This window comes from Endozoicomonas elysicola, assembly GCF_000710775.1.
Classification (GTDB): Bacteria; Pseudomonadota; Gammaproteobacteria; order Pseudomonadales; family Endozoicomonadaceae; genus Endozoicomonas; species Endozoicomonas elysicola.
Genome location: NZ_JOJP01000001.1, coordinates 3966070 through 3985933, shown reverse-complemented (window position 1 = coordinate 3985933; position 19864 = coordinate 3966070). Strand labels below are relative to the sequence as shown.

18 protein-coding genes are annotated in these 19864 nt (G+C 46.0%); 11 read left to right on the top strand and 7 right to left on the bottom strand.

The features are described 5' to 3' along the window. Window positions 1–50 precede the first annotated feature (50 nt). Window positions 51–1223, bottom strand: a complete 1173-nt coding sequence (locus tag GV64_RS16900; RefSeq protein ID WP_020583752.1) for a sugar diacid recognition domain-containing protein — start codon at window positions 1221–1223, stop codon at window positions 51–53. 91 nt (window positions 1224–1314) lie between these two features. Here GV64_RS16900 and GV64_RS16895 point away from each other — a divergent pair, with 91 nt between their 5' ends. Next, a complete protein-coding gene (locus GV64_RS16895; RefSeq protein WP_020583753.1) occupies window positions 1315–2064 on the top strand; it encodes an SDR family NAD(P)-dependent oxidoreductase in 750 nt (249 codons plus the stop codon). A 3-nt stretch (window positions 2065–2067) separates the two neighbouring features. Here GV64_RS16895 and GV64_RS16890 read toward each other — a convergent pair whose 3' ends face one another. After that, entirely contained in the window at window positions 2068–2838 is a 771-nt protein-coding gene (locus GV64_RS16890) for an AraC family transcriptional regulator (RefSeq protein ID WP_020583754.1), read from the bottom strand. Window positions 2839–2945: 107 nt separating this feature from the next. Here GV64_RS16890 and GV64_RS16885 point away from each other — a divergent pair, with 107 nt between their 5' ends. Beyond that, entirely contained in the window at window positions 2946–4145 is a 1200-nt protein-coding gene (locus GV64_RS16885) for a multidrug effflux MFS transporter (RefSeq protein WP_020583755.1), read from the top strand. A gap of 1 nt (window position 4146) precedes the next feature. After that, complete coding sequence (locus tag GV64_RS16880; protein WP_020583756.1) at window positions 4147–5628, top strand: cryptochrome/photolyase family protein; 1482 nt, start codon at window positions 4147–4149, stop codon at window positions 5626–5628. Here GV64_RS16880 and GV64_RS16875 read toward each other — a convergent pair. From GV64_RS16875 to GV64_RS16865, 3 genes are all read right to left on the bottom strand, one after another. After that, window positions 5625–6953 (bottom strand): hypothetical protein, encoded by a 1329-nt coding sequence (locus GV64_RS16875; protein WP_020583757.1) that lies wholly within the window; start codon window positions 6951–6953, stop codon window positions 5625–5627. The genes GV64_RS16880 and GV64_RS16875 overlap by 4 nt on opposite strands. Window positions 6954–7459: 506 nt before the next feature. After that, window positions 7460–8164, bottom strand: coding sequence for a hypothetical protein (locus tag GV64_RS24845; protein WP_152554101.1), 705 nt, complete (start codon window positions 8162–8164; stop codon window positions 7460–7462). A 506-nt stretch (window positions 8165–8670) separates the two neighbouring features. Next, window positions 8671–9816, bottom strand: coding sequence for a DUF3080 family protein (locus GV64_RS16865; protein ID WP_020583759.1), 1146 nt, complete (start codon window positions 9814–9816; stop codon window positions 8671–8673). A 790-nt stretch (window positions 9817–10606) separates the two neighbouring features. On the opposite strand from GV64_RS16865, the gene GV64_RS16860 reads away from it, so the two are divergent. The 8 genes from GV64_RS16860 (at window position 10607) to pdxB (ending at window position 17642) form a co-directional block, all read left to right on the top strand. Then, window positions 10607–11101: a hypothetical protein gene (locus GV64_RS16860; protein ID WP_020583761.1), complete on the top strand. Its 495-nt coding sequence runs from the start codon at window positions 10607–10609 to the stop codon at window positions 11099–11101. 189 nt (window positions 11102–11290) lie between these two features. Next, a complete protein-coding gene (locus GV64_RS26205; protein WP_020583762.1) occupies window positions 11291–11749 on the top strand; it encodes a hypothetical protein in 459 nt (152 codons plus the stop codon). Next, the gene (locus GV64_RS26200) at window positions 11664–12272 is read left to right on the top strand and encodes a hypothetical protein (RefSeq protein WP_330218053.1); all 609 of its coding nucleotides are present in this window, start codon (window positions 11664–11666) and stop codon (window positions 12270–12272) included. Before GV64_RS26205 ends, GV64_RS26200 begins: the two co-directional genes overlap by 86 nt. A 424-nt stretch (window positions 12273–12696) precedes the next feature. Then, entirely contained in the window at window positions 12697–13716 is a 1020-nt protein-coding gene (locus tag GV64_RS16850; protein WP_020583764.1) for a hypothetical protein, read from the top strand. A gap of 472 nt (window positions 13717–14188) precedes the next feature. Further along, on the top strand, window positions 14189–14515 hold the full coding sequence (locus GV64_RS16845) for a hypothetical protein (RefSeq protein WP_020583765.1): 327 nt from the start codon (window positions 14189–14191) through the stop codon (window positions 14513–14515). A 317-nt stretch (window positions 14516–14832) separates the two neighbouring features. Continuing rightward, window positions 14833–15387 carry a lipid-binding SYLF domain-containing protein gene (locus GV64_RS16840; RefSeq protein WP_020583766.1) on the top strand — a complete coding sequence of 185 codons (555 nt, stop codon included), beginning with the start codon at window positions 14833–14835 and terminating at the stop codon, window positions 15385–15387. A 173-nt stretch (window positions 15388–15560) separates the two neighbouring features. Beyond that, a complete protein-coding gene (locus GV64_RS16835; protein WP_020583767.1) occupies window positions 15561–16058 on the top strand; it encodes a YbaK/EbsC family protein in 498 nt (165 codons plus the stop codon). A gap of 417 nt (window positions 16059–16475) precedes the next feature. Then, complete coding sequence (gene pdxB, locus GV64_RS16830) at window positions 16476–17642, top strand: 4-phosphoerythronate dehydrogenase PdxB (protein ID WP_020583768.1); 1167 nt, start codon at window positions 16476–16478, stop codon at window positions 17640–17642. 42 nt (window positions 17643–17684) lie between these two features. On the opposite strand, the gene GV64_RS16825 is transcribed toward pdxB, so the two are convergent. Further along, window positions 17685–18164, bottom strand: coding sequence for a YacL family protein (locus GV64_RS16825; protein WP_020583769.1), 480 nt, complete (start codon window positions 18162–18164; stop codon window positions 17685–17687). After that, window positions 18157–19854: a bifunctional protein-serine/threonine kinase/phosphatase gene (locus tag GV64_RS16820; RefSeq protein WP_026258431.1), complete on the bottom strand. Its 1698-nt coding sequence runs from the start codon at window positions 19852–19854 to the stop codon at window positions 18157–18159. The genes GV64_RS16825 and GV64_RS16820 overlap by 8 nt, the downstream gene beginning before the upstream one ends. Window positions 19855–19864: the final 10 nt, after the last annotated feature.

Here is a 19864-nt window from a genome sequence, read left to right as displayed (position 1 = left end):
TTGACTGAATTTTGCGGGAAATGTTCATAGGTTTTTGTGCATATGCACAATTATTCTATTCCTTTCCTGCAGTTTTTCAGCTCATGAAGGCGAAGTGAGAAGTGCAGAAACAGCAGGTCGTGAAAGTGGCGCGGATTACGCCCGGTCAGCTGTTCAATACGTTCCAGGCGATAGTTCAGCGTATTACGGTGAATGTGCAGGCTGTTTGCGGTAATGCCTGGGTCGCCATGGCAGTCGATATAGCGGCGAAGCGTTTTCTGCAGGGTACCGCGGTTATCTTTGGCAATCAGAGGCTTTATGATGTGCTGAAATTCCCGGCCTTTCCAGCTGGTGTTCAGCTCCAGCAGAAGACTGTCCATCTGATAGTCGTAATAGCGATAAAGGCGTTTTCCCGGATTTAGCTCCAGACCAAGTTGAAGGGCTTCCTGAGCGGTTTGATAGGATATGGCAAGCCCATTAAGGCCCGGCACATACCTTCCCACGGCGATTCTGAAATCAATATCCCCATAGGCTTCGATCTTGCCAATGACTTTCTGAATGTAGTCATCCACCTGGTCAGGGTGCCATTGATGTGCAGTGTCGATTTTATGAAGTACAACGGCTTGTGTCGGGCATACCAGGGCCACCAGATTTTCGGGCCGGTGATGACAGAGCAGCTGCTGTATGTGTTCAATGTCGTGTACTTTAAGGTCACGGCCATCGCGGGTTCTGGCACTGATGACCATCGCAACCCTGGGAAGGTGAGGGTCAATACCCAGTTTGCGGGTACGGATCTCGAACAGGTCATCAACCTCAGCTTCCCCGTGGATCATTTCCGAAACCACATTTTCCCGTTGCCTCTGGTTCCAGTGAATTTCTGACATGACGGAAGCGTTTTCCACCATCAGTTCAGCGGTCATCACCACCAGATCCGCAAATTGAGAGACAGCCTCAGGCGCCCCGGTGACACCGACAACGCCGATAATCTCTCGACGAAAGCGAATAGGGCGGTTAATACCGGCCTGGACCCCTTTTAACCGGGTGGCATGGGAGGCATCGATATCAAAGGCCCGGCCTGATTCAAGCACTTTCAAAGCACCGGCATGCACCTGATGCTTTCGCTCAGGAAAACCGGTGCCGATAATAATGCCTGCCCGATCCATCACATTGACATTATGTGGGATGATATTCATAGCCCGCTGGACGATCTGCTGGGCTACAGGCTCCGTAAGAAAAGCTGTCATATAAGTAATTGGTCAAAAGCAACGCAGTTCAGCCTACCTGCTTGAGGCTGCTCCCAAAATAAGGGTTTTCTACCGGTACTAAGGAGTCTCCATGACAGAATTGAAATTGGGTTCATTCGATGAAGGTTTGAATGTTGCTGTCATCGGAGCTTCCGGTGCCATTGGAAAGGCCATGGTTCATTTGCTGGAACAGATACCAGCCGTCAGCCGAATTTATGCTTTTTCACGAAGTGATGCAGCTTTTGACGCAGTGCATAAAGTCGATGTTCAGTACATGGATCTTCTGGATGAAAACAGTATTGCTAGTGGCGCAGCGCTAACCACGGAACCGTTGGACCTGGTGATCATCACGACGGGTATCCTCCATGAGGGGGAAGGTCTTAAGCCGGAGAAATCCATCAAAGATTTCGAAGCTGACCATTTTTCCAGAGTGTTTGCCATCAATACGACAGGGCCTGCCATGGTCGCTAAACACTTCCTTCCCAAAATGGCTAGAAATCGTAAGAACGTATTTGCGGTGTTATCCGCCAGAGTCGGCAGTATTTCTGATAACCGACTGGGAGGCTGGTATGCCTATCGGGCATCAAAGGCAGCGCTGAATATGATTGTAAAAAACCTGGCCATTGAAACCGGCAGAAAAAACAAATCATCAATTATTGCAGCACTGCACCCGGGAACGGTTGATAGCCATTTATCCATGCCGTTTCAGTCCGGTGTGCCTGAAGGCAAACTCTTTACGGCCGAGTATTCCGCAGAACAGCTCCTGAATGTGATTGATCAACTGACACCTGGGGACAGTGGACACCTGTTTGCCTGGGACGGGGAAAAGCTGCCTTCTTAATGATCACTGTTTCAGATAGCGCCCTGGCGAGATGCCCATCAAACGACGAAACATGGATATAAAGGCGCTGTCACTGGCAAAACCCAGCCTCGAACTCACCTCGGTCACAGAAAGTCCTTCAGACAGAAATTCCAGTGACTTAAGCAGTAATAACTGTTGTCGCCAGTGACTGAAACTCATCCCGGTCTCTTCCCTGAATCGTCGCGATAATGTTCGGGCACTGGCACCAGCCTGCTTTGCCAGTTCCTCCATTGTCCACTGGCCAGAAGGTGTTTCCATTAATAATTGCACAACGACCTGCAACCGCCGGTCTGCAGGTAATGGCAGCTGCAATGAACTTTGCTCTGCATTTTGAATTTCATCAACAAGAACATCTGCCAGTCTTTTCTCAGCCCCTTCCTCCGGGTAATGAGCAGGCCACTGACAGACTCTTAAAATAAGCTCTCGTAAAAGCGCTGTGACGTTCAGCTGAAAGGGGCCTTCCGGCAGATCATTAAAAGAACGTGGGCAGAAGTACAGACTGCGGTAATGAAATCCTGACGTTGTTGCACTGTGTTTGAGCCCTGCAGGTAACCAGATTGCCCGGTTTGGCGTGAGGATATGCAACTGGTTGCCAACGGTAATGGTCATTACCCCCTGAACGGCATAGAGCAGCTGGGATTTTTGATGAGCGTGCTCTCCTGACTGGTGCGGCCCTGAGTCCACAGCAATCCCCATCAAGGGGCAGTCCAGTTGATCCGGGTCTTCTACCTGGTCAGTGTCATATTGGGGCATGTAGGCTCTGTGGTTTGTCCTTTTGAAACAGTTTTCTGTCTTAATGTTTATAACCCGACATCGGAGGGTTTGGCAAACTGCCATCCATGATGTGAATGGAGTAATTCATGATGGACAGTGTGTTAAATCGATCGAGACCCGGTATCGGCCTTCTGGCTACACTGCTGGCTCTGCCTCAACTCAGTGAAACGATTTATACCCCGGTTTTGCCGGCGATTGCGCAAGGGTTTGGTGTTTCTGAGTCCATGGCCCAGCTCACGATGAGTATCTATTTTGTCGGGTTTGCGCTGGGGGTGCTGACCTGGGGTTGGCTGGCTGACCGTTGGGGGCGACGAAGAGCCATGCTGGCTGGACTGCTGTGCTATGGCATGGGAGCGGCTGGCGCCCTATTCAGCTCAGAATTCATGCTCCTGCTCGGTGCCCGTTTTCTACTGGCCTTTGGAATCAGTGTTGGATCGGTGGTTACCCAGACCGTGATCAGGGATTGCTACAGTGGTAAGGCGTTAGGGAAACTGTTCTCAACCGTGGGAGCTGTGATCTCCCTCTCTCTTGCTATCGGGCCTGTGCTGGGCAGTATCGGAGCGATCGCAGGGGGCTACCAGACCGTGTTTATGATGCTTGGCGGTACTGCGTTATTAATGACCTTATGGGTGGGGTTAAGCTTACCTGAGACTCATCCAGGTCATGAGTCAGTGAAGAGTAGTAAAGGCTCTTTGCTGGTCAGAATGATCCGGGATCGGAAAATTCGGGTATACAGTATTATGGTGGCTGGAGCCAATTTGGTGCTGTTTGGCTATTTTACCCTTGGGCCTTTTCTGATTAAGCAGATTGGCTTTTCTGCTTCGGTATTTGGTGTAACCGGTGTGCTGATCGCCTTGGGCAGTGCCCTGGGGGCCATGTTTAACCGGCAGTTGCTGACACGGCATTCTGGTGGTCAGTTGATTCTTCGGGGATGCTGGCTTGGGGTATCGGGCGCGCTATTGCAGTTGATTATTACGCTTTTTCTGCCATCCGTGCCGTTTGTGGCGCTGTTGCTGGTTGTTGCTCCCATGGTTCTGATGGTCATTGCTTTTGGTCTTATTGTTCCCAACTTGCTCAGTTCTGCACTGTCGGAATATAAGGATGAGCTTGGGACTGCGGGGGCTCTGTTTGGACTCAGCTACTACCTGCTGATTGCTGCCGGGCTGGCCTTAATCAGTCATCACTATGTATCATTTGCTGGTTATATGCCGGCTGTATTTCTGGTGATCTTTTTGCTGATGTTGATGATATGGTTCTGCTACCGTCAACACATTCTAAGGAGATGAGATGGTTATTATTCACTGGTTTCGTCAGGATCTCAGATTGTCTGATAACCCCTCTCTGTTCGAGGCGGCTGGAAATGGCCAGGTGCTTCCTGTCTTTATTCTGGATGATCACTCTGCGGGCCAATGGGCTTCCGGCAGGGCCAGTCGCTGGTGGCTGCACCACTCACTGGAAGCACTGAACGAATCGCTTAATGGTCGGCTGCTGGTTCGTCAGGGGGATGCGGAAAAAGTGCTCCGTGACCTGATAAAAGAATATAAGGTGGATGCCGTCTATTGGAACCGTTGTTATGAACCTTGGCGGATCCAGCGGGACCAGCGCATCAAGAAGTCACTTCGTGATGACGGTCTGGAAGTCAAAAGCTTTCATGGTTCACTGCTCTGGGAACCATGGACTGTGCTGAAAAAGGATGGCACGCCCTACAAAGTGTTTACGCCCTATTATCGAAAAGGGTGCCTGATATCTGAACCGCCCCGGGAACCATTGCCAGTACCCAAAAAGATCCAATGTGTGGCGAAGATAGCAAAAAAAAACATCAATACACTCGGTTTACTGCCTTCAAAAGGTCTTGTGCCGGAGCAGAATCATGAGCCTGCCGATCCGTCAAAACAGGTACGATGGGATCATAATCTGTATACCCATTGGTGTGAGCAGGGCAGAGGTGTTGGTGAGACAGCGGCAAAAAACAAACTCCGGGATTTTATCAACAAAGGGCTGAATGGCTATAAAGAAGGTCGTGATTATCCTGCCAGACACAGTGTTTCCCAGCTATCAGCCCATCTTCATTTTGGGGAGGTATCCCCCAATCAGGTTTGGCATGCATCGGCTGCGGCGGCGACAGAAAACAATGCAGAGACAGACCTGGATTGCTTTCACTCGGAGCTTGGCTGGCGTGAGTTTTCTTACTATCTGCTCTACCACTTCCCAACATTGCCTGAGCAAAACTTTCAGCCCAAGTTTGACCGCTTTCCGTGGCAGGATGATCCAAAAATACTCAAACGATGGCAGAAAGGACTGACTGGTATTCCCATTGTGGATGCCGGTATGCGCGAACTCTGGCAGACCGGGTTTATGCACAACCGGGTGAGAATGATCGTCGGTTCCTTTCTGGTCAAAAACCTGCTGCAACAATGGCGGCAAGGGGAAGCCTGGTTCTGGGACTGCCTTGTGGATGCTGACCTGGCCAGCAATTCGGCAAGCTGGCAGTGGGTGGCCGGTTCGGGGGCTGATGCTGCACCCTATTTCCGAATTTTTAATCCCGTTACCCAGGGGCAGAAGTTTGATCCCGATGGGGAATATATACGGCGATATGTGCCTGAGCTTTCTGGTTTACCAAATAAGTATCTGTTTTCACCCTGGTATGCGCCGGCACATGTGTTGGAGCAATCGGGAGTCGTTCTGGGGGATCATTACCCTGAACCGGTTGTGGACCTGAAATTCTCCCGGGAAAGAGCATTGGAAGGCTGGCAGGCGATAAAAAGCTAGAGAGTTGTTGATAAAGCTTGAGTCAGGTTTGTGGGCGGTGGTGATTTCTGGTGTGGCTGACTCTGTTCAACTTCGGGGCTGTCAGGAATATCACTTTCTGGCTCGCTGGAATACCTTCGTGTTAAATGGGTTTCAGATTGGTCCAATGTATTCTCATTACTCAATTCAGACAGATACAGAGTTTTGCTGCTCATTTTAGTCACTTTTTTGTCTGTAAAATGTTCGAACTGTCTTGCCATCACTTTACTGCTGTACAATGTATCTATGTCACTAAAACTAATCGCATAAAACTCAACTGGTAATTTTTCGATTACGTTACGCAATTTGGGGAGAAGCTCCTGTAACTCTTTTAATGAGGGGGAAGGAGTGGGTAATAGTCGCAGTCTTAAATCAGGGACATAGATGTGTTTACCATCACTTTCCCAGGAATCTGTTATGTTAGCAATTAATAAGTAGCTTTCTTTATCTGGAACAACCATAACAGTCATTGCTGTCTCAAACCCATTCGGATCCATTAAACCTTCTAGTTGTTGCACGACCACTGGAATGGTGTCTTGTTCAGCAACTGATGCAGGCTGTAATAAAGATTGAAAATTTTGGACGGCTTGATTTTTCATCAATTTCATGACCTGAAACGGCGTCATTTGTTCAGTATTGGTTTCAACCAGGGAGGATTTTTCCAACTCCATTATACGTTGATCGACTCCTTCTCTGCGTGAGTTCATACCAAAATATACCAGGTGATTTAATGCTTCGAGAGCTGGGGATGATTCTGATAGTGTATAAGTATGATCAACCCGTTGCGGAATTATTTTCAGTGACTCCAGCAAAACGTCCCTCCATGGACCTGGAGTAAATAATATTCTGAATTCAGCTGGGTCAAATTTAAGAGTCTCTCTTTGATACTCATGAAGGTCTTCTTCTTGGGATTCCATAACCCTCTTTATTTTTTCATCATTTCTGGCATTGGCTATATCGAGAATTTTATCGAGTAATCCTCTTTCCAGGTTAATCAATCTATCGAATAATTGATTGCCTGAGGAATGTGGGTCAAATTCTAAGTCAGGATTTTCGTGACATAAAGATCTGGATGAGGCCGGACTACAATGGGCGTACTGTACTGTTCTGGAATTAAAATCCGGGGGGGAGAATATACTATGATTTTCTCTTGATTCTTCTTTTGGAATGATGCCTTCTCCAACCTCAGAGGCCTTTACAAAAGAACTGTTAAATTGCTTTATTGCTTCCTGGGGTTTTGTTGGTTTCAAAACTTTTTCATTATCAGGCGGAGATATTGTTGATTTTATAAGTAGAGCAGATTCCATAGGTCTTCCAGAAACAATAAATTATGTTGATGTATAATAGTAAAAAACTTTGCTTGTATGGGGTTTCCCATGATGCCTAATGATAATAGGTGAATATCGTCTGGTTACAATGTCTTTTTATAGAGTACTTTTCAGATTAAACTGTCCAAATATGTAATGTTCTATGACAGTGCATGGAGCGAAAATACGCGGCCAAACTTGTGTATGCTGTTTCACGGGTCGATTGGTTTGATACACATGAGCAGTGTAAATCCTAATTACTAAAACGATTGAGTGTGTTTGGCTTAACCTCTCAGGCTGAGGTGCTGAAGGTAAAACAGCCGGAAGGCATTGTATATCTTTTCCTCTTTCGCAGGGGCGGTAGCTGGGTGAAAAGGTCCTTTCTATAGGCGACGCTCCAGAATACTGGCAGTGTGATTCAGAGTCTGTCTTAATACCACGGATGAATAGATCAACGTTCCCAGGTAATGGGAGGCGAAAACCTCTATGTATTCATCTATTACTGATTAACTGGGATGTTTTGTTTGAATATTAACAATCTTGCATCTGTGATCAGTGATCGATTTTTCTGTTAAGTCATTAAATTTTTTTCTGAATGAAAAGCTGGAGAATAATTGGTCTAAGTTTTCAAAATGAATTGAGTAAAAACCTGCGTGAATATCTTTGAGGGATCTTGCCAGCTCTTTATAGGCTTTATGTACTTTCTTCATAGGAATGGATGGGTGAAAATTCATGAGAACACGAGCGGGGGGATTTAAAGGTCTTTTGTGTGTTCCTGATGGGGCAAAAAGGTTTCCTATCAGAATATAGCTTTCTCTTGTAGGAATAATCATAAAGGCAATATGTTTATGAGCCATTGAACTGACCATTACTCCAGTTATCTGGTGGATAATGGCCGGAAACGAGATGGCGCTTTCGGGCCTGACTGCTCCTTGATCGGCGGGTTCTGACCTATTGCCTGCAGGGTGCTGACGGGCAAACGCGACAAGCTCAATGGTTTTCTGCTTTATGGCTGCGCGCACTTCATGATGGGGTGTGTTTCTATGGAACTTCCTGGAACTGAAAGTAGTGGTTGATTGGCTGGGATGGGTTTGAGGCATCTCCTGTTCATGGTGAGTGAGAACAGAATATTGAACATGCTCCAGTTCTTCTAAAGCATCAATACATTCAGGAACGATATAAGTCCTGTCAAAGTTTTGGCTGTCGATCAAAAGAGCATCAAGAACAAGGCTTCGTTCGGGGCTTGCCTTTGAAAGGAGCTGGGTTAGAGGGCTGGTTGTATATCCGCTATCGGATTCTGAGTGGTTACCGATATTCCAGACTCTATTTCTTTCCATTGAGTCTTGGGTACGCAGTTGCTCAAGATCGACAATTCCCTGTAAAAAGCTCGTTCCCTGCATAAGCACAGAGGCTACATCCTCAGGGGACGGAAAGGGAGAGGATTCAATGCCGGTTTCAGACTCTGTTAAATAAGGGTTAACTTCTGAATAAGGCATAACACTGATAGCAGTATTCATCAGTGGCTTGCCTTCATGCTGTGGATTATCCGTTTTCGAAATCCTCTGCTGGGCAGTGCTTTTGATTCCACAACTATCAGTACACTGGACCTGAGTTGGTTCTGCTTCTCCCGCTATCATCGGTAAGGAGGCGGTATATGGGTAAAAGCACTCCATAAGCATGACTCTTTAGAAAACTCACTATTATGGCATAACTGTATTTACTGTCTTTGACCGGAAGTCGCCGGGGTTTTGCCACACTGCTTCAGAAATGTTCCCCAGACAGTGGTGTGGTGTTTGATGCTTTGCTCCAGCTGATACCAGGGACTGTTCAGGTTGGACTCTTGAGTGATCATACTGAGATAGCGTTGGGTTTCCTCGTCTGGTGCTGCAGGCAGGAAGGAGAGCAGGCGTTTAATGTCATTCCGGATAATGCTCCCTTCCTGATGAACCCTGGCAAGAAAGGGTTGAATCTTTTCCCGGTAAAACAATCGGAAGACATTGTGCAGCCTCTCTTCTTCTGCCGGGTTGACCGCTGGACAAATGAGCCCTTTCTGCAGACGGCGCTCGAGAATATTGGCCGCGTGATTGAGCGTCTGACTTAACGCCGTGGCTGAGTAGATCAACTCTCCCAGGTAACGGGAGGCATAAACCTGTTGCAGATGATTCTCCAGGCTGGTCAGGGTATAGGGGGCTTCCAGTGTTTGATCGGGCAGAAGCTTGATCAGGTAGTTCAGTGCTTCACGAGTGCCCTGAAATCCCGTCTGACCATCAGCGGGTAGAAACCGTCCCTGACTCTCCAACTGCCGGCTGAACTCGGTATTGGCAAAGATAAGATTCCATTCAATGGCAGGAAACGATGCCTGCTTTTCGGTGAACACGGTTTGAAGCTTGGCAGTGGTCTCCTGATTCCCATCCGCTTGTTCTAAAAAACGAATGCATTGGGGGATCAGTAATAACAGGTTTTTCTCATAAAAATAATGCTGAGAGGGCAGCATCTGCTTGCCCAGGCTGCTGTTTCGATAAGCCACTGCCTGACTGAGTGCAGGGCATTTAAGCAAACCCAGTGCGTCCAGTGCTTTCATACGCATGTCTGGAGTCGGGTAAGCACGCTGCCTTAATGGCGGCAATACTGGCAGGGCGATATCGGGGGCAGGGATATCAATACCCGTAACCCGGCTCAGGCGAGTGGTGTATTCGTCAAGAAAATAGTCCGGTGAGGAGCGGTCAGAGCAGCCGGAGAGCAGGAAAATCGCAAGTAAGAACAGGGTTGGATGCCGCTCTACTGCTATCTTGCTGACTAGTCCGGATATGGCATGAATTGCCTTGAAGGGGTGAAGGGCAAGCAAGAACGGAAGTCTATTCATAAAGTATTCGGCTCTTTTTTTATGCAATCACTGTCGTTCAAGCAGGGAAAACGGGTTCAGACGTATGGCATCTTTAGCATGTTCAGGGTCAAATGCTGTGCACTTGGTTGTTAACTTTATATCCGTGTACCCCAGTATATTCTGAAGTAAGATGAAATTCCCCGGCTGACCATGAAATAACCGGCAGACTCAAACCTCTATTGATAGGCCAAACAGAGGTTGACTCACCGTATGAAAGGGCAGCCTGAGGCTCCCATCATCAGTGTAAATCTCGATAAGTATAAGACGATGGATTAATAATAAAGGGCATTCTTCAATTGACCGTTTTTATCTGATACTTTAGTTCGGTTTTAGTCGGCTATGGTGCACACATCACGTATTTCTCTTATCACAAAAGTTGTTCCTGAGCTGTTTCATATATTCGCTCCCGGATGTCAGTAAAAGGCAGAAGTACAAGTGGACTGGCGGTAGCGTGCCTGGTGATTAGCTGCTCAGTTTCCAACGCTGTTTTTTTGTACAGCATTATTGTTGTTATTGGGAATATAACAAATAACTCACCTGAGATTTATTGAAGGTGTGTGCATTAAATTGATGTATTTCAGTTGGTTAGATTGTTTTTCAAAAGAGTGATATATCTCATGTGAGATGTTATTGCTTTATATGGGGTGTTATATCTCAAGTGAGTGCAATATCCAATATTACTCATTTGAGTTTTAATACAATGTTAGGTGCTCAAATTAAACACTTAGTGCAATTTTTCTAAGATTTTCAAAAATATGAGATCTATTTAATGAAAAGAGCTTTAATTGGTTTGGTTGTTTTTACCATTTTATATCACGTACATGTTATTTATAATTTAGTAAATGGCCATATATTGCATGCTGTTGCATTTTACACCAATCCTCCTCATATAATTAAAAATCCATTTTACGGGGAGCTTTCATTTAGCAGATTACCAATATTATTCTCTGATCAAATATCATTAAAAATATTAAAATATAGAGGGCAGGAGTTAACAAATTATATGAGAAAAAATTCATCAATAGCCAATATGTTTAATCCTATAGAGAACAATGGATATTTTGATGAAAAAGAAGCAACCAATAGAACACTTAGAATATTCGATATAACTACAGAGAATGGGCTGCGTCTTAACACTTGTGAGCGAGATGGTAGTAATCCAGTGGATACTCTTAGAAAATATAATATGCTCAGTGAACAAATTTATTCTTACTTCAAAGAACGACTGACGCATAATGAACTCACTAAGTGCCACCGCACCTAACCAAATATAAAGGAAATATAATGGAAATATAAAGAGGAAATATAAAGAGAAAATATAAAAAGAGAGGAAATATAAAAAGAGAGGAAATATAAAAAGAGAGGAAATATAAAGGACACCCATAGATTATTTGACCAATCAGACAACTGATCTATCTTTATTCCGGAAATCATAAATTAAACCGGAGTAACAATGACTACCGCCCGTAAAAGCCTGATCGATACAGCCAATACACGGTACTACCACTGTATGGCTCGTTGCGTTCGCCGGGCTTTTCTCTGTGGTAAAGATGCATTTAGTGGCAAAAACTATGAACATCGCAGAGAGTGGGTTGTTGACCGGTTGAAAGAGTTGTCCGGGGTATTTGCTATTGAAGTCTGCGCCTATGCCGTGATGTCGAATCATTACCATGTGGTTGTCTTCATCAATCGTGAGTCCGGGGAGAGCTGGGATACCAAGGCCGTGTTACAACGATGGACAAGGCTGTTTACCGGGCCGCTGCTGGTACAGCGTTTTCTTTCCGGGGTATCACTGGATAAAGCGGAGTTGATGCGGGTAGAGGAGTTTGCTGAAGAGTACCGCTCTCGTTTACTGGACATTAGCTGGTTTATGCGTTGCCTTAACGAGCATCTGGCAAGGGAAGCGAATTAAAGAAGATGGTTGCAAAGGGCGATTCTGGGAAGGTCGTTGCAAAAGCCAGGCTCTACTGGATGAAGCGGCATTGCTGACCTGTATGGCATATGTTGACCTTAATCCAATCAGGGCAAAAATGGCCAGGACGCCGGAAACTTCAGATTATACTTCAGTTAAAGAGCGGGCTACAAAAGTCAGTGGTGGTCGGTTCAGAAAACAGCATGCTCATCTCAAAACCTTGCGTTCACAAGGGCAAAACCCAGAAACCGCTATTCCTTTTGCCCTGAGCAGTTATCTGGAGTTGGTGGACTGGACGGGGCGTATCATTCGGCAGGACAAGAGAGGTTCTATTCCAGATATCCTCCCACCTATTCTCGACAGATTGAAAATCGATCCAAATGAATGGCTGAAAACCATGAGTTGGAATAACCGGTTCCGTCGTGCAGTGGGCAGGCTGGGGGCTTTGAAAGCCTATGCAAAACAGAGTGGCAAACGGTGGCTTCATGGTATGTGCTGCAGTCAGTCTATGTTTCTGCAATAGCAATAAGGGAATGTCTTCCGAATCTCTCCATTTAGGTCGACTTTGACCTGAGACGTTTGACAAGATCCATCATTCACCTTTTCTCACCGAAGATAATCCTTTGACAAGATAGTATTCGAGCCTGGCTGTATGAGGTGATGTTTCGTCATGTGTTGAGCATCTGGGAATAGACGCGATTCTCTTGCGTGTTTGCTCTCTGTACTTAATAAATACCTTTTTCTTTAGTTATTTTGACTTCGGTATTATTTATAGTCTTGAGAGTAAAGTTAAATTAGTTGTAGGTATGGTCAAGTAATTTATGGGTGTCCTTTATGCTTGCTTGACAGCGGGAGTCACATCAACAAAAAAATCCAGGGGAAGATCAAGATCACGCCTACGGCGCCCCTGAATTTGGCGTTATATTTTTCAGTTGGAGTTCCTAAAAATGAATGGGCCACGGGTTAAGTCGTTCGCATACCCTGATGAAAGTTTTGAGCAGATTGGCGGCGACTGCAAAAGTGGTATGGTTGAAATGCTAACTCGTCGTCCATCACCGTACGCTAAATGTAAGAAGGTTAGTGAAGGCAAAGGTATATGGGTTGAACCTAGTCGACTTAAGACAAAGTTGCTTATATGGAAAACAAATACTCAAATTAAGCTGCCTGTACTAAAAGCACAGTTACGGATCATATCTCCTCTAATCGCTAGTGCTTTATTGGTGTTGATTCCTGGAGTGCTTTTAACTTTTGTTAATGAATCGAAACTAAGTAATTATTGGATGGCAATAATCACTAGTTTCTTGGTTTCTTGCTGTTTTTACCTGATTAACGTTAGCTACCCAAAACGTAAGAGAATCCAGTTTGAAGCTTTGAGAATTCAGACATTGCTAAGGCGGATAGTTGAACTAAAAGATGCTCAGTACAGAATATTAGGCTTTAGAAGCTCTGAGCTTAGTCATAAATTAGTCGTCGAAGATTCAATGAGTGAAAATAAAGCGAGAGTTTTAATTGAGCTGATGGATTACTATCCCCTTAATAAGAGTACTGCCACTGAGTTGCAGTATCTACGTGAGTATTCCAATATCCTCGATTCCGATAAGCTAAGGGGGTACTTCTATGCGTCCCATGAGTTGTTTTTATCGCTATTCGAAGAGCTGAAATTAGTGATCCATGCTGATCTATTTCCTAAATTTTACAGATCATTGATGCGCATGGACGAGCAACTAAAGTATGAAAAAATCCATCGAGGGGGACATCTATTTGATATACCCGAAGACTATGAGAAGTTTCATTTTAGGTTAATTGAGTACATCGAATGTTTGTATGAAACTGAGTGTGTTCCGTTTGTCATTTACACGCCATTAGCTCGGATGACAGTCATGAGGTTTGATGAAAAATTCAAAAAGCTAGCCTCATACCCACCATCGTTTAGTTGGGATCTAGAGTGGCCAAAAAGAAAAAGATAGGGTGGGGTTTGGCTTCACTGCTGATAAAAATATAACAAGACATTTAAGAGTGACTCACAATGCTTGGTGCCCTCAGTTCAAGTAAGTTTAGTGTATATGGTAAAACGGTTTAGATAGGGGCAGAGTTATTCACACCTTAATTTGCGTTACATTCCTAAGGAGAGTTCATTATTAAGTTTACAGATAGTGCAATTGTTCTGGCAGGTATAACTGCATTTCTATTCTGTTCAAGCAGCGCATACACGCACGGCTATCTTAATGCACTTTTCCTAGATAGTGATGTCTTAGACCGGAACTTTCATCAGTCTTTATATCAAGGAATGCTTTTGAATCTAATATATCTGATGTATGGGCCGTTAGTCATAGCTGCATATTTTTTCGCACATATATTCTTGAAAAGTACTCTAAGTAAATTGATTCAGAAGACTTTCAAGAATGGAAGACGCATAGTGTCTATAAAAAAAACCTATTATTGAGAACCAGAAAAGCAAGCCATATCGAAAGAAAGTTTCAGAAAAGCATAAAATATTCACTGGCTGCCGTTTTACTTTCTTTTGGGTTTCTTTATCAAATGGTTAGTTTTGAAAATCAGGGTAAGGATGCTGCACAAAAAACACTTAACTCGATTGAGAAAAATGAGTTCAGTAAAGTAACTTTTGGCAATACCAAAACGACAACTATTGCCCATCTATATTGTGGATCTCGCAATTGTGCTGGTTACGATACAGATTCTAAAGAGATCGTATATTTTCCACAAAATGGACACAGAATAAAAAGGTTTCATGCAACCGGAATGTAACAAGTAAATCAAAGGGATGTACTTCCCCCATTTTAGTGGTCATTGAAATCCAACGTGAATGGCGGGTATAGCATAGTCGGGATGATGACCCTCTACTCCAGTTCCTCCCGCACCTATAATCAATAAATTATTCACTGTTCACTAGGATGGCCAATTATTGGCCGAACAGTAGGCGCTCACAAGTAATTTATGGGTGTCCTTTATGCTTTATGCCATCAGGACTCTATTATAGTAGCTTGCTATTTTTGAATTGTCGTCCGCTTATCTGCTGATATTACTGCTATCCTTCAAGGCATATTTCAGCAGGTAAGTGCATTATGAATGTTCAGGTTCGGTTTTTATTGTCTGCACTGTTGACAACGATAATGATGTTTCCAGTGATGCCTGTAGAAGCGGCATCCAAAAAGGAATTGGATGCAACCGTCAACGAAGCATTAGAAAAACTTTATAAAGAACGACCTGCGGCCAAGGAGTTGGGTGAACAGGCAGAAGGCATCCTGGTCTTTCCATCTGTCAAGAAGGGGGGGCTCGGAGCAATTGGAGGAGGGTATGGTGAAGGTGCATTGCTGATTGACGGTAATACCCGTGATTACTATCGCACTGTGTCTGCATCTTATGGTTTTCAGTTGGGTTTTCAGGCTCGAACCGAGATCATCATGTTTATGACAAGTTCTGCACTGGTTAACTTCCAGAATAGCTGGGGCTGGGAAGTGGGGGTTGATGGTGGAGTTGCGATTGCTGAGTTTGGTGCTGGTGGCTCTATTAAATCGGAAACGTTAATGCATCCGGTCATAGGCTTTATTCTGGATAGTAAAGGATTGATGTATAACCTCACTCTGGAAGGATCAAAAATCACTAAGATTGAAAAATAAGTAACTGCTTAAAACTAATCCTGCTTATACTGATGAGTTCCATAAAGTAGCCATCCGCAATACAGTTAAACCGGTTTTCTGAGTAACCGTTTAATTCATTTGAAGAAGCCTACTCCGAACTTTCTACAAGTGCTCGACACTTTGTCATGGTTATAACCAAAGTGAGGGTCCCTATGGGCTCAGATAAGCTTCAAACCTTAGATGTCAAAAGTTACCTGATACAGAATGGCATCAATTTCGAATTATTTGAGCATAACGCTGTTTTTACCTGTGATGAAGGCAAAGCAGAGAATATTGGTGCGAAAGGCATCGAAGTAAAAAACCTATTCTTGAAAGACCAAAAATCAAGAAGGTTTTACCTGTTGGTTGCTCCAGCGAACCTGGCTGTTAATCTAAAAGCATTGGGTTTCATGCTGAAAGAAAATTTAAAATTTGCCAATGAAGAGAATTTAAGAACGATTCTGGGGCTCTCACCTGGCTCAGTATCACCTTTTGGTCTGTTTAACGATCATGAGAATGTAGTCAAATTAATATTGCGTAAGTCCGTTGGTGAAAGTGAGTTTGTACAATTTCACCCCAACCTCAATACGCAAACCATGGATTTAGTGCAAAGTGAATTTAGAAAGTGTTTGCCGCTTTTTGGAAATAAGTTTGATTTTATAGATTTTTAGTCTGGAGGGGTGGGCAGTACCACTATCGGCATGTGATGATCTATTTTAAGAAGATGAGTATCAAACGAACTGGTTTCTGATTACAAAGCATACTGTAATGATGACCTTTCCCTCCAGTTCCTTCCTATCTGGAAAACCCCTCTATAATCAAGTCCATTTATTCACTCTAGGATGGACAGTCATTGGCCGTAAAATAAGCTATCAGGTGTCGAAAAGAGTGCCTGTTACCACTGACAACCATTAATTGTTGTACATAAAGGGTGTGCCTTTACCACCGTGTTACCCAGTACTATTTGGACATAACCCTAGGCAGTCATACTGTTATCGAACCTTTCATATTGGTATAACATAACCAATATTTTTTAGCTGTTGAATGACTCAGCGCGTTAATGAAAACAAGGTGATGAACCCTCTTTTATGAAAATAGTGGCAGATGAAAATATTCCTTTGTTGATGGAGTGCTTTGGGGCGATGGGGGAAGTGGTGGCACTGCCTGGCCGTAGCATTTCACCGGAGGATGTGCAGGATGCGGATGCTTTGCTGGTACGCTCGGTAACGAAGGTCAGCCGGCAGCTGGTGGAAAACAGTTCACTGAAGTTTGTAGGGACGGCCACCGCAGGGTTTGATCATATCGATCGGGACTATCTGGCCAGCCAGGGCATTGCTTTCAGTCATGCACCGGGGTGCAATGCCACTGCCGTGGTGGAGTATGTGCTGGCCGCCCTGGATATTCTGGCAGAGCGTGATGGTTTTGAGCTGCGTGATCGACGGGTTGGCATCATTGGCAAGGGGCAGGTGGGCGGTCGTCTGTACCGCATGATGGAACGTCTTGGGGTTGATGTCTGTGCCTGTGACCCATTACTGGAATCAAACGAAGACAGCCGTGATGATGCCCGCTATGTCAGTGTTGATCAGCTGATTGAGTGTTCGGACATTATTTGCCTGCATACCCCGCTGACGATGGATGGCCCTTATCCAACCCATTATCTGATCGGTGAGCAGCAACTCCGGGCGATGAAACCCGGAACGGTGTTGATTAATGCCGGACGCGGCCCGGTGATTGATAATGCCGCGCTGAAGCAGTGTTTGAGTGAGCGTGATGATCTGACCGTGGTACTGGATGTCTGGGAGCACGAACCCGATGCTGACCCGGAATTGATGGCTCAGGTCGATATTGCGACCCCCCATATTGCTGGCTATAGCCTGGATGGAAAGATTCGCGGTACGGAGATGATCTACAAGGCGCTGTGCCAGCACTTTGGTCTTCCGGCCAGGGTTCGACTGCCGGCCATTACGCCACTGCCTGTGCTGAAACAGATGAAGTTCAGTGAGGGTACGTCGTTTTCAACCACCTGTTCAAAAGCGATTCGTTCGGTTTACGACATCCGTCGTGATGATGCGGTGATGCGAAAAGGGCTGATGGGGGCTGAGGAGCCTCAGCGTCGATTGACGTTTGATCGGCTCCGTAAGGATTATCCCGAGCGTCGGGAGTTCAGTACCCTGCGTGTGGAGTTGAAAAACTGTGCAGCCGAACTGACCGATGTTTTTCAGGCTTTGCAGTTTAAGATTGGCGATGAACTCTGAACGGAGTTCATTCCAGGAGGTTGTCTATGCTCAGGTGGCCTCCTAAATATTCAGAAAGTCCTGCCAGCAGACCAGCAGTGTTTTAAAATCATCCAGCCCACAGTGGCTGATGGACTCATTGTCGTAATAGTCCAGCTCTTCCATTTCATCACAGCCCATTTCGGTATCCAGAAGGGCTGCCCGCACTTCGGCATGATCGCGTGTCAGATGTAGGCGATAGTCATTGCCATCGTCAAAATACTCCCAGCGCTGACCTTTCTCCAGACTATCCACTACCTGTAACAGGTGCTCCAGCTGCTGCCTGTTGCTGCCCAGCTCTTCTGTCAGCCAGATGCCCATGGCTTCATGGTCCATGGAGAACTGAGCTTCGGGTCGACCGGAAAAGTTGCGCTGGAAGTGATAGTCCATAGGTACCTGTCGTTTAAAGCGTTGAAAGAAGATGAAGCCAGCAAAATGCTTCAGAAAAAAAAGGGGAGTTATTGTAGAAATATTAAGCGGTTTGCCAATAAGTAGTTCAGCCAAAAATTTGCCACAAATTCAAACATAGCAAAATAAAACCGATCAGCTGCCAGGTGAGCAGTGGCTTTTTCTCAATCAGGGGTTGAAAGGCCGGCTTGTTAAAAGCGGGGTTCGGATGGCTCAGGTCGTGGAAAAACTCTGAGAGGGAGGCGTATCGTTTGGCAGGGTCGGGAGCGGTTGCCTTGGCCAGAGTGCTGTCAATCCATCGGGGCAGCCTTGTGGCAGGCTGGTATTGCATATGCTGATAGTGACGTACACGAATGCTGTCACCGGATTGCTCCGGGTAGGGGAGTTGACCCGTCAGCATTTCATAGATGATGATGCCGATGGCAAACTGGTCAGCCCGTTCATCAATGGGGCCGTTCAGAAAGTATTCCGGTGCGGTGTAGTTTTTGGTTCCCTGAGGAAACGGATTTTGTTGGTGTAGATGGAAGTCATTGATCTCCCCGGCTACTCGTGCGGTACCAAAATCAATCAGCTTTATCCGGCCATCAGTATCCAGCATCAGGTTTTCCGGCTTCAGGTCCTGGTGTAACACCTGCAGTCGGTGCAGCCCCCGCACGGCGTTGATGATCTGGCGTGCCATTTCACGGACCTCAACCAGTTGCGGCGACGGATGATCCTGCATCCAGGTCCGCAGTGTCTGGCCTCGAATGTACTCACAGGCGTGGTACAGAAACCGGCGATCCGGTTTGGGTGCCAGAACTTTCATGATGGAAGGGTGCCGGATACGACGGCCAATCCACTCTTCCCGGATAAAGCCTTCCAGATACTCCGGGTCGTCTTCAAAATTGATGGACGGTGTTTTCAGAACAACCTGCTGCCCCGTGTCCATATCTTCTGCAAGATAGAGCTGGCTACGCCTGCTGGCATGCAGTGATTCCAGTATCCGGTAGCCGTCAAGCTTCTGACCGGGGTATAGCTCTGGCGGAAACTGAAGCTCTGCCAGCCGTTGTAATTTCTCCTCCCGCTGTCCTGCAGGCAGGCTGACTGCACGACAGAGTACGCAGCTCAGGTTATCATCACTGCCCAGCGACAGAGCCCTGTCGATCATCACTCGGCCTGCCGTGTTGATCTCTTGGTTGTTGTGCAGAATCTCACCGATTGTCTCTTCAGACAGATGGTCATGGATGCCATCGGTGGTCAGAAAGAGAATGTCTCCTTCTTCGAGCGGTTCTATTCGATAGTCAATTTCAATGGAAGGGCTCATCCCGAGGGCGCGCCCCAGGAACTGCCGGCCACCCACACTGGCCACATGATCCCGGGTCAGGCATTCCAGTTGACCGTTGCGCCAGCGCCAGGCCCGTGAGTCTCCGGTGTGAATAATATGAGCGGTTGTGGATTTAATGATGATGGCGGTGAAGGTGGTGCACCAGCTGCCCATCTCCCTTGGATCATGATGACCCTGCTGGTAAAGCCAGCGATTAAGGGCATTGAGCACTCTGGCTGCTGAGTGCCGGATCGTCCATGAGTCCGGTGTGCTGTAGTAGTCGGAAGCAAAGCTGGAAACTGCGGTGTGACTGGCTTTTCTGGCTTCACTGCAGGCACTGACGCCATCGGCAATGGCCAGGAGGTCTCCTTTCTGCAGGCGTCGCGATGTACTTTGCGGGATTTCTGATACCCAGGCATCCTGGTTTTCAGGTTTTATGCCTGCTACTGAGTGGGCAGCGGTTTCCAGCCTGGGTATCTGCATGTGATTGCTC

What these genes read in the sequence shown, in the direction of transcription:
- GV64_RS16900 (WP_020583752.1), bottom strand. Translation starts at nt 1,223, where the DNA reads ATGACAGCTTTTCTTACGGAGCCTGTAGCCCAGCAGATCGTCCAGCGG.
- GV64_RS16895 (WP_020583753.1), top strand. Translation starts at nt 1,315, where the DNA reads ATGACAGAATTGAAATTGGGTTCATTCGATGAAGGTTTGAATGTTGCT.
- GV64_RS16890 (WP_020583754.1), bottom strand. Translation starts at nt 2,838, where the DNA reads ATGCCCCAATATGACACTGACCAGGTAGAAGACCCGGATCAACTGGAC.
- GV64_RS16885 (WP_020583755.1), top strand. Translation starts at nt 2,946, where the DNA reads ATGATGGACAGTGTGTTAAATCGATCGAGACCCGGTATCGGCCTTCTG.
- GV64_RS16880 (WP_020583756.1), top strand. Translation starts at nt 4,147, where the DNA reads ATGGTTATTATTCACTGGTTTCGTCAGGATCTCAGATTGTCTGATAAC.
- GV64_RS16875 (WP_020583757.1), bottom strand. Translation starts at nt 6,953, where the DNA reads ATGGAATCTGCTCTACTTATAAAATCAACAATATCTCCGCCTGATAAT.
- GV64_RS16865 (WP_020583759.1), bottom strand. Translation starts at nt 9,816, where the DNA reads ATGAATAGACTTCCGTTCTTGCTTGCCCTTCACCCCTTCAAGGCAATT.
- GV64_RS16860 (WP_020583761.1), top strand. Translation starts at nt 10,607, where the DNA reads ATGAAAAGAGCTTTAATTGGTTTGGTTGTTTTTACCATTTTATATCAC.
- GV64_RS26205 (WP_020583762.1), top strand. Translation starts at nt 11,291, where the DNA reads ATGACTACCGCCCGTAAAAGCCTGATCGATACAGCCAATACACGGTAC.
- GV64_RS16850 (WP_020583764.1), top strand. Translation starts at nt 12,697, where the DNA reads ATGAATGGGCCACGGGTTAAGTCGTTCGCATACCCTGATGAAAGTTTT.
- GV64_RS16840 (WP_020583766.1), top strand. Translation starts at nt 14,833, where the DNA reads ATGAATGTTCAGGTTCGGTTTTTATTGTCTGCACTGTTGACAACGATA.
- GV64_RS16835 (WP_020583767.1), top strand. Translation starts at nt 15,561, where the DNA reads ATGGGCTCAGATAAGCTTCAAACCTTAGATGTCAAAAGTTACCTGATA.
- pdxB (WP_020583768.1), top strand. Translation starts at nt 16,476, where the DNA reads ATGAAAATAGTGGCAGATGAAAATATTCCTTTGTTGATGGAGTGCTTT.
- GV64_RS16820 (WP_026258431.1), bottom strand. Translation starts at nt 19,854, where the DNA reads ATGCAGATACCCAGGCTGGAAACCGCTGCCCACTCAGTAGCAGGCATA.